This window comes from Marinobacter sediminum (assembly GCF_023657445.1).
GTDB classification, from domain to species: domain Bacteria; phylum Pseudomonadota; class Gammaproteobacteria; order Pseudomonadales; family Oleiphilaceae; genus Marinobacter; species Marinobacter sediminum_A.
Genome location: NZ_JAGTWY010000001.1, coordinates 1,320,101 through 1,333,570, shown reverse-complemented (window position 1 = coordinate 1,333,570; position 13,470 = coordinate 1,320,101). Strand labels below are relative to the sequence as shown.

The window sequence follows — 13,470 nt, the reverse complement described above, 5'->3', positions numbered from 1 at the left end:
GATATCAGCCTAGAATTCAACGCTCGCCCTGATGGCCTCGTAGACCTTCAGGTGATTGGGCAGGTGCTCTTTTTCCAGCACCAGCGGGAAGGGAGTATCCATCCCGGTAACCCGTGCGATCGGAGACTCCAGATACAGGAAACAACGCTCCTGTATGGTCGCGGCGATTTCACCGGCGAAACCGCCGGTCAGGGGAGCTTCGTGGGTAACCACCAGGCGCCCGGTCTTGAACACCGAATTGGCGACGGTTTCCACATCCCAGGGCAGAATCGTTCTCAGGTCGATGACTTCGCAGGAAATGCCATCCTTCTCCGCAGCCTCAACGGCCTTTTCGATAACTTCCATCTGAGCGCCCCAGCCCAGTAGCGTTACGTCGGTGCCCTCCTTGAGCACTTCGGCTTCGCCCAGCGGCAGACGGTAGTCTTCATCCGGCACCTCGCCAACGGAAGCTCTATAAAGTCGTTTCGGCTCAAAAAACAGGGTCGGGTTGGAATCATGGATGGCACCCAGTAACAGTCCTTTGGCCTGGTGCGGGTTGCGCGGCACCACAATCTTGAGACCCGGCGTGTGGGCAAAGTAGGCTTCCGGTGACTGGGAGTGATAAAGGCCACCGGCAATGCCGCCGCCGTATGGCGCGCGAATGGTCAGCCCACCGACGTTGAACAGGTTGCCGGAACGGTAACGGAACTTTGCGGATTCGTTGACGATCTGGTCGAAGGCCGGAAAGATGTAGTCGGCGAACTGAATCTCGGCCACTGGCACCGAGCCCTGCGCGGCGAGGCCGTTAGCAAAGCCGATGATGCCCTGTTCCACCAGCGGTGTGTTGAAGCAGCGAGCCTTGCCGTACTTCTGTTGCAGGTTGCTGGTGGCACGGAAAACGCCGCCGAAAACGCCGACATCCTCACCGAAACACAGCACTCGCTCGTCTTCTGCCATGGCGGTGTCGAGGGCATTATTGATCGCCTGGAGCATATTCATCTTGGTCATCTCATGCTCCTCCCTTGGCGTGTTCGGCACTCTTTGGGTACTCATCCGGGTAGCGGCGGATATGTGCTTTCAGTTTGTCGAACTGCTCAGCCAGGGCGGGCGGGACTTCGTCGTAGACATCGCTCACCAAGGTTTCAAGCGGGGGCGGCGGCCGTTTCTGGGCCCGCTTCATGGTTTCGAGCACTTCGCGGCGCATGTTTTCCTGGAGCTGCTTTTCGTCGTCCTCGCTCCACCATTTCTTGCTTTCCAGCCAGAGGCGCATGCGCAGGATGGGATCTTTCTCGCGCCATACGGCTTCTTCATCCTTGCTGCGATAGCCGGACGGGTCGTCGGATGAAGAATGAGCAGCCAGGCGATAGCTCATGGCCTCAATCAGCACCGGGCGGTTGTGTTCCACGGCCAGCTTTCGCGCTTCCTGTGTAGCCTGATACATCGCAAGAATGTCGTTACCATCCACCCGGATGACGTCCATCTTGTAGCCGTAGGCACGGGGTGCCACACCATCGGCAGCAAACTGTTCGGCGGCTGGTGTGGAAATGGCATAGCCGTTATTGCGGCACAGGAAGATAACCGGCACGCGATGAACCGCGGCCATATTCAGCGCAGCATGAAAGTCGCCTTCCGAGGCGGCGCCTTCACCAAAATAGGTAATGGTGCAGAGACCTTCGCCCCGGAGTTTCTGACCATAAGCGTAGCCGGCGGCCTGGGGTATCTGCGTTGCCAGCGGGGAGGAGATGGTCATGTAGTTCAGCTTGCTGGAACCATAGTGAACCGGCATCTGGCGGCCCTTGCCATAGTCCATCTCGTTGCCGAACAACTGGTTCATGAATTCGTCGATGGTAAAGCCGCGATAGGCGAGGGCACCTTGCTCCCGATACTGCGCCATGATCATGTCGCCATCATCCAGTGCGGCGGCACTGCCGATCACGGCGGCTTCCTCGCCGGTGCACTGCATGTAGAAGCTCAAGCGGCCCTGCCGCTGAGCGGCAAGCATGCGCTCGTCGAGGATTCGGGTGGTGACCATGGCCCGGTAAATCCGAAGGGCCTTGTCTTTATCGAGATCAGGAGCCTTGGCGCTCTTGTAGAGCTTGCCGTCCTGTTTCAGAAGCTTGAACGTGGGAATCCGAAATTCCGCACCGTCGGTAAACACTGGGGAATACACAACTTTGGACTTTGTTGTTGTCATAATCCTCTTCCTGGGGTAATGGCCTGAGGAACAAACACTCCTTGTGGGAGTGTAGTTAATGTCATTGTAGACAGCCTGGAAGAATCTGGTGTGATTCGTGCCAAGCGACATTTACCTTAACGTAAACTGCAGTTCTCGGGTAGACCTGACGGCCTTTTTTAAACTCTGCGACGGGTCATTTTCCGCAGAAAGTGCTTAATCCGGCGTTCTGTAGACTGTGTATGAGTTGTGCCTTTTTCTGATTGGGAAGTGGCAATGGCTGGCAGGATAGGGGCGGTATGCAGGGGCAATGGGCTATTTCACGAAGCTATCGGGTGGCCACGCAACGAACTTCAACCTACTTTCGGCTGCGTTTAAGCGAGTCTGCTTGAACATTACAACCGACTAGCCTGGCTTCCCATGGGGAAACCAGGCGTTCTTTGTCGAACCTCTAAACGTAGAAGTCCAGATCTTCCTGGGCTTTCAGCAGGTCCCGCATCTTGATGGGGTCGTCACCAAAGAAGAAAATCAGGCCCCAATGGGTTCCGAAGGCTGACCGGTCAGGAACCGTCTCTTCTGTCGGCGCGACCAATTCGTGAGACTCGAAGTAGGGATGCTCAATCGTTTCCTTGGGCATTTCCAGCTTGCTGACCACACGACGTCTTGGGTACACACCGAAGCAACCGGCGTAGCCCTTCGCGTCGACGACTTCCTTCGGGAAGAATGCATCCACTTCCTCTTTGGTGCTCTTGGGGTCAAACACCAGCATTGACGCCTGGTACGCGCTGAATCCATAGGCTCGCTCGATAAGCTCGAAAGCCTTGAACCCCGGCGGACGATACGCAATTTCGCCAAAGTACATTTCGCCGTCAGAAGTGACGAAGTACTCGGGATGGATCAAACCGAACTTGATGTCGAAGGTTTTGATCAACAGCTCGATCTGCTTGGTTATCGCGTTGCGCCAGCTCTCAAGTTGCTCGGTAGCAGGGACAAACACCGAATAGCCCAATGTCACGTATTCGGAAATATTGAGGAACTTGATTTTGCCATCGTGGATCCAGGCCTCAACGGCAAACTCCCAGCCACTCAGGTGACTTTCCATCAACAGGGGATATTCTTCGTCCGGAATATGGTCGATTTCTTCTATCGTGCGAATCATTCGATGGCCGAGGCAACCGGCTTTGTCGAATGCCTTGACGTGAATCGGGTCGTCCGGGTCACCATCAAGTTTGAGCAACGTCTGGTTGACGCGCTTCATGAAGCGGACGATGTCGTCTTTCTCGTGCGCTTCCTCGAAAATCCCGACGCGAATACCACCCAGCTGTGCACGGCGCTTCATCAGAGCCTTGTCACGAAACAGGATAGATTGGCCGTACATACGAGGGCTGTCGAGGAGGACGGAGTTTATGGCACCGGACCACTCGACGGTTTCCTCAAATAACGGGATGGCGACATCGACACCTTCCGCCTTTAGCTTTTCAGCAATCTCCATGGAGCGATCATTGAGACGGATAAAATCCCATGGGATGAACGGTATCTTGTTTGCGGTACAGAAATCCGCTGCCCAATCCGGAGCAACCACGATATAGCGCCGGTCAAACTTTTGCGCAGCCTTGATCGCATTGATGCTCCAGCCAAGCAGGGCGATGTAGCCCTTGTTTGGATCCTTGGGGGTCTCGGTTCCTTTAACCGAGTCCATCTCCGGATCCTTCCAGGCTGCGACCTCTTTGGGCATTTCTTTCTCTGATGCCATCGACACTTTATGTTCTCCTTACTGGTTAATTCAGCACTGCACCCACGATGGAGCAAACTGATTGGGCGGAGCCGTCAGACAGCCTCGTTAACATGGCTTGGGTCGACCAAGCGCCAGGCGCGAAACCAGGACTCGTGGAAGCTCCCATCGGGCCAGTGCATCCCGATTGTCACCACCAATATAGTCGCTCTTGGTGAAATTAGAAACGTGGGACTGGAACACAGCAACTCTCCGCATAATAGACTTCGTTGCGCAATCCAGGTTAGCGAACAGGAGACACTGGTTTTAGTAGCAAAACGGCACCGAATGAACTGGCATTTGGGTAAGGCAGGGCCCGGCAAAAGGGAAGACTTGAATCAGAGATGCAACTGATGCGCTCACTGCACGTCAGGCTCTTCACCAACATGCATAAATTCACGAAAAGCGGAAGCGGCCGTGTTTTGCTCGACATTGGTGGCCCAGGCTAGCCCCACATCCATTGTCGGTATGCTGTCGGCCAGGGAGGTGACCTCAACGCGGCGCCCATCCAGCGACCATGGCCGATAGATCATGTCAGACAGGATCGTGACCCCCATGCCGCTGGCAACCATTGAGCGCACGGCTTCAACTGAACTCGTTCTGAAGATTGTATGTGGTCGATAGTTCGTGCGATTCCAGTAGCGCTGCGCTGTGTTACTGGCTTCGTCGACCGTCAGCATGATGTAGGGCTGGGCAGCAACATCGGCCAGGGAGATTGATTGCAGTTCGAGAAGGGGGTGGTCCGCCGACAACCACAGCCTGCGACGTGATTGCAGCAGCGTTTCGTAGGATATTCCCTCCTGATCGACAATATTTGAGGTCAGCATCACTGCGAGATCGAACACCCCCGAAGCAAGCCCGTCTTCTATCGCAGTTCGCGAAGATTCGGTCAACTGAAGGTCAACCCCGGGAAAGACGCGAAGGAATCGCTCGATATAAGTTGGAATATAGTAGCCAGCAACCGTGTAGGTCATTGCCAAACGAAGAGTGCCCTTTACGTCATGGCGTAAGCGGCGCGGCGACCTGACTGCCTCCTCCACCGAACCAATTATTCGCCGGGCGTGGTCGAAAAAGATGTTGCCCTCGTAGGTTAGTGCCACACCACCAGCATGTCTTGACAGCAGCGGTGTTCCGACAATTTCCTCGATCTGTTTTATAGCCGTCGTCACTGCAGATTGGGAAACATTAAGCTCCAGAGCCGCGCGTGAAATCTGCCCCACATTCGCGACAGCGATGAAATAACGGATCTGACGGATCGTTGGTACATTCATAATTTTTATAATAACTATTGATTAAACAGAGTGAAAAAATAATATCGGATCGCACTGAGGTCACTAGGTACCTCGTCTTTGCAGCCGCCTTGCCTTTCCATTTTTCTTTAATTTCAGCTACATCAAATTATCCCGATCCCGTTCAAGCCTTCGCGGCATGTCGAAGTTAACCGCCACAGGACCATATTCACTGTATCAGTTTAAAAGATATTAGGCAGATGAAAATCGTATTATACAATTTTACTACCTCATCCTATGCTTAATTTAATGCCTTTCCAAAAGGACTGGCGTTGGGTCAGCACAGATCCTTTCACATCAGGAGAACCAAAAAATGAAAAGAATTCTCAGTGCGTCGACTGCGACCGTGGCAATGGCATTTGCAATATCGAGCAGCGCAATGGCAGAGGAATGGTACCCCTATCCTGTCGAAGTCTGGACCCCGCCTTTTAATATGGAGAGCCCGCGCAGCAAGGCGGATTACGTTCCAGTCGACCAAGCTGCACAAAAATGGAATCTCTGCGTTTCTTTCCCGCACATGAAGGATGCCTACTGGCTAGGCGTCAACTACGGCATCACCGAAGAAGCCAAACGGGTCGGTGTGGCAGCCACTGTGACTGATGCGGGTGGCTACACCAACCTGAACACTCAGATCTCCCAGATCGAGGACTGCGTTTCAGCAGGTGCTGATGCCGTTATCATCGGCGCCATCGCCTATGACGGGCTTAACAACCTGGTCGCTGAGATCAGTGAGAAAGGTGTCCCGGTCATCGACGTCATCAACGGAATGTCGTCTGACAAGCTCTCGGCCAAGTCGCTGGTTTCCTTTGGCGAAATGGGTGCCAAGGCCGGTGAATTCCTGGCCGATCTGCATCCTGCCGGTGGTGAGTCCGCGAAAGTGGCCTGGTTCCCGGGACCTGCCGGTGCCGGCTGGGTCGAAGCGGGGAATACCGGCTTTCTGGGCGCGGTAGAGGGTTCCGCTATTGAGATGATAGAAACGAAATACGGTGACACCGGTAAGGAAGCCCAGGCTAGGCTCGTTGAGGATACCCTCCAGACCTATCCGGACCTTGACTACATTGTCGGCACTGCGGTCACAGCAGAAGCAGCCATTCCAATCCTGCGTTCACGCGGTCTGACGGATAAAGTCAAGGTGGTCTCTTATTATTATGCTCCAGGTGTTGATCGGGGTATCGCGCGTGGCCAGATCCTTGCTGCACCAACAGACTCCACCGTCGTCCAGGGCCGCATCGCTGTCGACCAGGCCGTGCGGATACTGGAAGGCAAAGATTATCTCAAGCATGTTGGCCCGAAGCTCTATGTGGTAACGCAGGACAACTACGACGAGTTCGACCCGGCTTCGACCCTGGCACCAGACGGCTTCCGCCCCGTGTTTTCGGTAAAATAAGTCATGTTGAATTCAATCAACAACCAGCAGGTTTGTGAGGAGGGGGGAGCAAACCTGCTCCCGCTCCTCCAGACCCAGGCTATTACCAAGGACTATCCCGGCGTCCGGGCGCTCGATGGCGTGGATTTCGAGCTGCTTCCCGGTGAAGTGCATGTGCTGTTCGGTGAGAACGGTGCAGGGAAGTCAACCCTGATTTCCATTCTGGCTGGTGCCAACCAGCCGAGCACCGGCCAAATAACCTACAAAGGTAAGCCGGTGACACTGGCTTCGGTTCACGACGCTCGCTCCCTGGGAATTTCGGCGGTTTTCCAGGAATTCTCATTGATCTCTCAAATGACAGTAGAGGAGAACCTGTTTCTTGGTGCCGAGCCCAGACGCGCCGGATTACTCGACCGGGCTCGTATCAGCCGGGAGGCAAAGGAGACGCTTGATGAGCTTGGCTTCGCGCTGAGACCCGACCAGCTTGTCGATAACCTCACCCGTGCAGAGCAACAGATGGTCGAGATCGCCAAGGCATTTCGTTCCGAACTTCAGGTTTTGATTCTCGATGAACCTACGGCCTCACTCACCACGCATGAGACTGACCAGTTGTTCGAATTGATTGGTGGCTTAAAGGAACGGGGTGTTGGAGTCATCTACATTACTCACCGGATGGCTGAAATTCGTCGTATTGGCGACCGTATCACTGTTCTTCGCGACGGCCGCTACATCGATACTGTCAATGCGACGGAAGCGACGGAGGATGATCTGGTGCAGCTCATGACCGGTCGTGTGGTTGGTGCCATCTTTCCGGAGCTGAACCTGAATGCGCCGGGCGAGGTGGTACTTGACGCCAGGAATGTCACGACACACGACGGCACAGTGGTCGATGCATCCATGACCGTGCGGGCCGGTGAGGTGGTTGGCATGGCCGGTCTGGTTGGATCGGGAAAATCGGAACTGATGCAGGCCTGTTTCGGTGCAATGGCAATCCGCACCGGGACTGTCACGTTGAAGGGCCAGGATATTGCCGGCCACACACCAAAACGCAATATACGGGATGGTTTCCTCTATTTGCCTGCAGACAGGCACAACGAGGGCCTGATGATGACGCGATCGGTGCGCGAGAATGTTGCGCTCGCTTCACTCGACATCGAGCCATTCTCAAAGGGTATTTTTATCAATCGTGGTGGCGAAAAAAAGGCAGTTGAAGCTCTCACCACAAGGCTCAATCTGTCGCCGCCGCAAATTGAACGTACGGTCGAACACTTTTCCGGTGGCAACCAGCAAAAGGTGATGCTTGCCCGTGCCTTGACCCGCAAGTACGACCTGATCGTTTTCGACGAACCAACAGTGGGCGTCGATGTTGGCACACGCGCTTCAATTTATGAGTTCATTATTGAACTCGCACGCAGCGGTGTGGCCATCATCCTTATTTCGTCCGACCTGCCTGAAATACTTCACCTTACTACCCGCGCCTACGTTTTTTACCACGGACGGACTCAGGCCGAACTGCAGGCCGATGAACTCACAGAGGAGAAGGTGCTTGCCCATTTCTTCGAAAAGGAGGCCTGCTAATGGCTGAGCAATCTGATACTGCGCCGAGCGCGCCGGCCATCGGCGGCCTTGGGAACTTAACCAAACGTCTGTTCGTCAAGCTCGGCATTCTGCCGTTTCTACTGTTCATCGCCATGGTTGTGTTCACACTGTTGTCGGACAACTTCCTTACGCTGCAAAACCTGATGAACGTGCTTCGCCAATCGGTCTACCTCATGATTGTTGCACTTGGCCAGATGATGGCCCTGCTCACCGGGGGCTTTGACCTGTCGGTTGGCACGGCCCTGGCACTGAGCTCAGTGGTCGGGGCGTTGGTGATGGCCACCATCTTCTCGATGGCTCCCGACATGGTCTGGTTGGCCATCGCCGTTGGCTGTTTGGCCGGCATTCTGGCAGGCGTCATGATTGGTGTCGTCAACGGTGCGGGCGTCGCCTTCTTCAACGTGTCGCCTTTCATGGTGTCGCTCGGCATGGCATCGGTCGGTTTCGGTGTCGCGCTATACCTGACCGGTGGCGTGCCTGTTTACGGGATGCCTCGCGCCTTCAGCGACACCTTTGGCTATGGTTCCCTGCTCGGTATACCCGCGCCAGTCTTTGTGGCTGTATTGCTGGCGATTGCACTCTATGTGTTCCTCTACCGTACGCCTCAGGGCCGGTATTTCTATGCGGTCGGCGGCAATCTGAAGGCTGCATCACTGTCCGGCATCAACACTAAAGCCACGCTGTTCTTCACCTATGTGCTGAGCGCTTTCTTCGCAGCCGTCGCCGGTATGCTTTTGACGGCGCGTATTGACACCGGCGAAGCCAACATTGGTGCTTCGATGCCGTTGGAATCAATTGCCGCCTGCGTCATCGCTGGAGTCAGTCTTCGAGGTGGTGTGGGGCGCCTTGAGAGCGTCGTACTCGGTGCACTGTTCATCGGACTGATTCAGAACGGCATGAACCTCGCGCAAATCGAATCCTACTTACAAACTGTAGTGCTTGGCACTTTGCTGATACTCGCGGTCATCGCTGACCAGATCAGGCTTCGCTACGTTGCCTCCCTCAAGAATTAAGGAGAACAAACGATGCATGCAGATATTAATTGTGACATGGGTGAAAGCTTCGGCCTTTACAAAATGGGTGATGATGAAGGCATGATGCCGTACATCACTCAGGCAAACATAGCCTGCGGTTTCCATGGCTCCGACCCTAACCACATGCGCAGCACCGTAGAGCTGGCCCGCAAGAATAACGTAAAAATTGGTGCACATTTCTCGCTCCCCGATCTGGCCGGATTCGGCCGGCGGGAAATGAAGATTGGCCGTGAGGAAATGGCCAATATCATCCTCTATCAGATCGGAGCACTGAAGGGCTTTCTCGATGCCGGCGGTGTCGCGCTGTCCCACCTCAAACCACACGGCGCACTCTATGGCATGGCAGCGCGCATGGAGCACATCGCCCATGCCGTTGCCGATGCCGCCGAAGTCTATGGTGTGCCCGTGCTTGGACTAGCTGGCACCCAGCACGAAATGGTTTACAAAGAACGCGGTATCCCCTTCTCGGCAGAGTTCTTTGCCGATCTGGAATACGATGACAACGGAAGTCTGATCATCACCCGGTCGCATGGTGAGGTTGATCCAGGATACGCGGCATCGCGCGTTATCGACGCAATGCGCAATGGCAAAGTGGACAGCGTCAATGGAAAGCCACTGCCTGTTCGCGCCGACACCATCTGTGTCCATTCCGACACACCCAATGCCATTGACATCGCGAAGGCGGTCAATGCGGCAGTCAACCAGCTTTAAACGGCCTGAGATAGCGCCAGAACAACAATCAGGAGGCATAACCGATGTCCAAGCATGAAGTGAAATCACCCATCCCAGGAACCTTCTACCGTAAACCGGCGCCGGACCAGCCAGCCTACTTCGAAGTTGGCGATACCGTCAGCAAAGGCGAAACCATTGGTCTTGTCGAGGTTATGAAGACCTTTCATGAAGTGAAAGCGGATGCCAACGGAACGATTGCCGGCTTTCCGGTCAGTGACGGTGAACCCGTTATGGCCGGGCAGGTGATTGCGGAATTGAGCTGAGGTAATCATGAAAAACTCAGGCATTCAAAAACTGCTGATTGCCAACCGCGGTGAAATAGCAGTTCGAATCATCCGTGCCGCGCGCGATCTCGGCATCGCTTCTGTGGTCGTGTACAGCGACGCTGACGCCGAAAGTCGAGCCGTGCAGATGGCGGATGAAACGGTCAACATTGGGCCACCGCAAGCGGCAAAATCCTATCTCTCTATCGATGCGATCCTGAAAGCGGCGAAGGAAACCGGTGCCGACGCTATCCATCCTGGTTATGGCTTTCTCGCCGAAAATCCGGATTTTGCAGATGCCGTAGCCGCCGCAGGCCTCCATTTCGTAGGTCCGGACGGTAATACTATTCGCCTGATGGGCGATAAGGCGGCTGCGCGGAGCGAGTCGAACAAGGCGAATGTACCAACGGTGCCAGGCAGTGACGGCGTCATAGAGGACATGGACGCTGCGGCGAAAATAGCAGAGGACATTGGATTCCCGGTAATGATCAAGGCGGCCGCCGGAGGGGGCGGTCGCGGCATCCGTGTTGCTCATGACGCGGATGAGTTCCGGAAGCTTGCCCCCCAGGCTTCTTCTGAGGCCGCGGCAACGTTCGGTGACGGAGGCGTCTATATAGAGAAAGTCATTGAGCGTGCCCGGCACATCGAGGTCCAGATACTGGGTGATGGCGAAAACGTCGTGCATTTCTTTGAGCGCGAGTGCTCTTTGCAGCGCCGCCGGCAGAAGGTATGGGAAGAAGCTCCGTCGGTCGCCTTGAATGATCAGGTTCGCGATAAACTTTACCGCTCGGCCGTCGCGCTGGCAAAGGCCGTCCACTATAAGGGCGCCGGCACCATCGAGTACCTCTACGACGACGAGACAGAAAACTTCTATTTCATTGAGATGAACACCCGCATCCAGGTCGAACATCCTGTGACCGAAATGATCTGTGGTTTTGACTTGGTCGCCGAGATGATTTTGATCGCTGGCGGTACAAAGATGCGTGTTACACAGGAGACAATACGCAGAGCAGGGCACGCCATCGAAGTTCGGTTAAACGCAGAGGATCCGGCTAATAATTTCATGCCGTTTCCCGGCATCGTCGAAAACTTGCTCACCCCGGACGGGCCGGGAGTGCGTTTCGATCACATGCTCTATCCGGGCTATGCCGTTCCGCCTTTCTACGATTCGCTGCTGGGCAAACTGATTGTCTGGGCCGAAGACCGCGACTGTGCACTGCTACGCCTCAAACGCGCCCTCGGCGAGCTACATATCGAGGGCCTGCCCACCACTGCGCCGCTGTTCCAGGCTTTGCTCGAAAGTGAAGAGCTGCAGCAAAATGCTGTCCATACCCGTTGGCTGGAGCCGTGGCTGGAAAACAACCTTGATCTCATCAAACAAAAAGGGGCTCAAACTCATGAGTAGTCGATACACATTTGGCGGCGATGAGCATGTTTTCGTAGAAGTCGACGAAGAAATGTCGCTTGAGGCATTCTTTGTCTCACTGTCCATGACCAACGCTGTGCGCAAGGCCAACATCAAGGGCGTTACCGAAATCTGCCCGGCCAACGCCTCGTTCCAGATCAAGTTTGATCCGGATGTGATTCACCCCGACGACATGATGAAGGAATTGAAGCGACTGGAAGCCGAGGCAGAGCAGGGCGACAATGTCCTGGAAACGCGCATTATCGAAGTTCCCGTCTATTATCAGGATCCCTGGACGCACGATACGCTGATGCGGTTTCGCGAACGCCATCAGGACCCTAGCGGGACCGACATCGAATACGCAGCATCAATCAATGGCTATGACAGCGTAGAGAAATTCATTGAGGCGCATTCCGGAGCACCCTGGTTCGTCTCAATGGTCGGTTTTGTATCCGGTCTGCCGTTTCTTTATCAGATGGTCGACCGGTCGCGTCAGATCCAGGTACCAAAATACCTTAGCCCGCGCACCGACACACCACGGCAGACAGTTGGCTATGGGGGCAGTTTCTCCTGCATCTATTCCGTTCGCGGCGCCGGCGGCTACCAGATGTTCGGCATTACCCCGATGCCGATCTTCGACCCTGAGCAGAATGTTCCCTATCTCAAAGACTTCATGGTCTTCTTCAAGCCGGGGGACATCGTCAGGTTTAAGCCAATCAACCGGGAAGAGTATGACGCGGCGATTGCCCAAGTGCAGGCGGGTGAATTCATGCCCCGCATGCGAAACGTTCGCTTTTCGCTAAGCGAATTCAATGCCGATATGGACGGTACCAACGCCAAGTTGATGGAGGCCCTGTATGACCATTAATGTTATCTCAGCCGGTATTGCCACCACGATCCAGGACCTGGGACGGCCGGGCTATTATCATCTTGGTATTCCCATGGGTGGGGCGATGGATCGTCTAGCGCTCAAAACCGCCAACCTGCTTGTTGGCAACGATGAGGGAGCAGCCGGGCTCGAATCCGTATTCGTCGGGCCGGAACTTGAATTCACCCAGGATGTGACCGTCGCCGTCTGCGGCGCAGAATTGCCACCGAAAGTGGATGGCGAGGCTCGTGACACCTGGACCGCCTTTACGGTGAAAGCCGGCCAGGTGCTGTCCTTCGATTTTCTGAAATCCGGCGCGCGAATCTACATTGCCATTTCCGGCGGCATCACCACCCCCATGCACCTTGGCAGTCGCTCGACCTATGCCATTGGCGCGCTCGGCGGTGTTAACGGCCGCCCTGTCCAGCCCGGCGATTCGCTGCCGCTCGGCAAAAGCAGCAAAACGGTCAAAGACGGATTATCGGTACCCAAAGCGCTACGCCGTGGCCCGTCCAGCCCGGCCGAGATACGTGTGCTGCCCGGGCTTTACTGGCATCGAATTACTGAACAGGCCCAGAAGAATTTTTTTGAGGATACCTGGAAAGTCGCCAACGAAGCCGACCGCATGGGTTATCGATTTCAGGGCGGGCGCAAACTTGAGTTTGTGGAACGTGAACAGCCGTTCAGTGCCGGCGCCGACCCGTCCAACATCACCGACGCCTGTTATCCCTACGGATCAATACAGGTACCCAGCGGATCCGAGCCGATCGTACTGCACCGTGATGCAGTGTCGGGTGGGGGGTATTTCATGTTAGGTGCCGTTATTTCGGCCGACATGGACTTGATCGGCCAGTTGCAGCCGAATACGCCCGTTCGGTTCGTGAAAGTGGATATGGAAGCGGCCCTTGCCGCGCGCAAGGAGCAGGCGACCATCATGGATGAGATTCGCGAAGTATTGAGCTAAGGGCGACTTTGTTTGCTGTTTGCGGTG

The 13,470-nt window shown here is 55.2% G+C and carries 12 protein-coding genes; 8 read left to right on the top strand and 4 right to left on the bottom strand.

Features of this window, described 5'->3' with window-relative positions; translation table 11 throughout:
* Positions 1-9: 9 nt before the first annotated feature.
* The 4 genes from KFJ24_RS06390 to KFJ24_RS06375 all read right to left on the bottom strand — a co-directional run bounded on the left by KFJ24_RS06390 (position 10) and on the right by KFJ24_RS06375 (position 5,194).
* Positions 10-987, bottom strand: coding sequence for an alpha-ketoacid dehydrogenase subunit beta (locus tag KFJ24_RS06390; protein ID WP_250830228.1), 978 nt, complete (start codon positions 985-987; stop codon positions 10-12).
* Position 988: 1 nt separating this feature from the next.
* Complete coding sequence (locus KFJ24_RS06385) at positions 989-2,173, bottom strand: thiamine pyrophosphate-dependent dehydrogenase E1 component subunit alpha (protein ID WP_250830227.1); 1,185 nt, start codon at positions 2,171-2,173, stop codon at positions 989-991.
* A 430-nt stretch (positions 2,174-2,603) separates the two neighbouring features.
* On the bottom strand, positions 2,604-3,911 hold the full coding sequence (locus KFJ24_RS06380) for an ATP-grasp domain-containing protein (protein WP_350455569.1): 1,308 nt from the start codon (positions 3,909-3,911) through the stop codon (positions 2,604-2,606).
* A 371-nt stretch (positions 3,912-4,282) separates the two neighbouring features.
* A complete protein-coding gene (locus KFJ24_RS06375; RefSeq protein WP_250830226.1) occupies positions 4,283-5,194 on the bottom strand; it encodes a LysR family transcriptional regulator in 912 nt (303 codons plus the stop codon).
* 331 nt (positions 5,195-5,525) lie between these two features.
* Here KFJ24_RS06375 and torT point away from each other — a divergent pair, with 331 nt between their 5' ends.
* The 8 genes from torT to KFJ24_RS06335 are packed head-to-tail and all read left to right on the top strand — an operon-like array spanning position 5,526 to position 13,443.
* Entirely contained in the window at positions 5,526-6,599 is a 1,074-nt protein-coding gene (gene torT, locus KFJ24_RS06370) for a TMAO reductase system periplasmic protein TorT (protein WP_250830225.1), read from the top strand.
* A gap of 3 nt (positions 6,600-6,602) precedes the next feature.
* Positions 6,603-8,156 carry a sugar ABC transporter ATP-binding protein gene (locus KFJ24_RS06365; protein ID WP_250830224.1) on the top strand — a complete coding sequence of 518 codons (1,554 nt, stop codon included), beginning with the start codon at positions 6,603-6,605 and terminating at the stop codon, positions 8,154-8,156.
* On the top strand, positions 8,156-9,190 hold the full coding sequence (locus tag KFJ24_RS06360; RefSeq protein WP_250830223.1) for an ABC transporter permease: 1,035 nt from the start codon (positions 8,156-8,158) through the stop codon (positions 9,188-9,190). Before KFJ24_RS06365 ends, KFJ24_RS06360 begins: the two co-directional genes overlap by 1 nt.
* A gap of 12 nt (positions 9,191-9,202) precedes the next feature.
* The gene (locus KFJ24_RS06355) at positions 9,203-9,922 is read left to right on the top strand and encodes a LamB/YcsF family protein (protein ID WP_250830222.1); all 720 of its coding nucleotides are present in this window, start codon (positions 9,203-9,205) and stop codon (positions 9,920-9,922) included.
* Positions 9,923-9,966: 44 nt separating this feature from the next.
* Complete coding sequence (locus KFJ24_RS06350) at positions 9,967-10,206, top strand: acetyl-CoA carboxylase (protein WP_250830221.1); 240 nt, start codon at positions 9,967-9,969, stop codon at positions 10,204-10,206.
* A gap of 7 nt (positions 10,207-10,213) precedes the next feature.
* Positions 10,214-11,611 carry an acetyl-CoA carboxylase biotin carboxylase subunit gene (locus KFJ24_RS06345; protein ID WP_250830220.1) on the top strand — a complete coding sequence of 466 codons (1,398 nt, stop codon included), beginning with the start codon at positions 10,214-10,216 and terminating at the stop codon, positions 11,609-11,611.
* Positions 11,604-12,479 (top strand): 5-oxoprolinase subunit B family protein, encoded by an 876-nt coding sequence (locus KFJ24_RS06340; RefSeq protein ID WP_250830219.1) that lies wholly within the window; start codon positions 11,604-11,606, stop codon positions 12,477-12,479. The genes KFJ24_RS06345 and KFJ24_RS06340 overlap by 8 nt, the downstream gene beginning before the upstream one ends.
* Positions 12,469-13,443 (top strand): biotin-dependent carboxyltransferase family protein, encoded by a 975-nt coding sequence (locus tag KFJ24_RS06335; RefSeq protein ID WP_250830218.1) that lies wholly within the window; start codon positions 12,469-12,471, stop codon positions 13,441-13,443. The genes KFJ24_RS06340 and KFJ24_RS06335 overlap by 11 nt, the downstream gene beginning before the upstream one ends.
* Positions 13,444-13,470 lie beyond the last annotated feature (27 nt).

Excerpts from the sequence above, each read along its gene's own strand:
- KFJ24_RS06360 (WP_250830223.1), top strand. The coding sequence starts at position 8,156 with ATGGCTGAGCAATCTGATACTGCGCCGAGCGCGCCGGCCATCGGCGGC.
- KFJ24_RS06375 (WP_250830226.1), bottom strand. The coding sequence starts at position 5,194 with ATGAATGTACCAACGATCCGTCAGATCCGTTATTTCATCGCTGTCGCG.
- KFJ24_RS06340 (WP_250830219.1), top strand. The coding sequence starts at position 11,604 with ATGAGTAGTCGATACACATTTGGCGGCGATGAGCATGTTTTCGTAGAA.
- KFJ24_RS06345 (WP_250830220.1), top strand. The coding sequence starts at position 10,214 with ATGAAAAACTCAGGCATTCAAAAACTGCTGATTGCCAACCGCGGTGAA.
- KFJ24_RS06365 (WP_250830224.1), top strand. The coding sequence starts at position 6,603 with ATGTTGAATTCAATCAACAACCAGCAGGTTTGTGAGGAGGGGGGAGCA.
- KFJ24_RS06355 (WP_250830222.1), top strand. The coding sequence starts at position 9,203 with ATGCATGCAGATATTAATTGTGACATGGGTGAAAGCTTCGGCCTTTAC.
- KFJ24_RS06350 (WP_250830221.1), top strand. The coding sequence starts at position 9,967 with ATGTCCAAGCATGAAGTGAAATCACCCATCCCAGGAACCTTCTACCGT.
- KFJ24_RS06385 (WP_250830227.1), bottom strand. The coding sequence starts at position 2,173 with ATGACAACAACAAAGTCCAAAGTTGTGTATTCCCCAGTGTTTACCGAC.
- KFJ24_RS06390 (WP_250830228.1), bottom strand. The coding sequence starts at position 987 with ATGACCAAGATGAATATGCTCCAGGCGATCAATAATGCCCTCGACACC.
- torT (WP_250830225.1), top strand. The coding sequence starts at position 5,526 with ATGAAAAGAATTCTCAGTGCGTCGACTGCGACCGTGGCAATGGCATTT.
- KFJ24_RS06335 (WP_250830218.1), top strand. The coding sequence starts at position 12,469 with ATGACCATTAATGTTATCTCAGCCGGTATTGCCACCACGATCCAGGAC.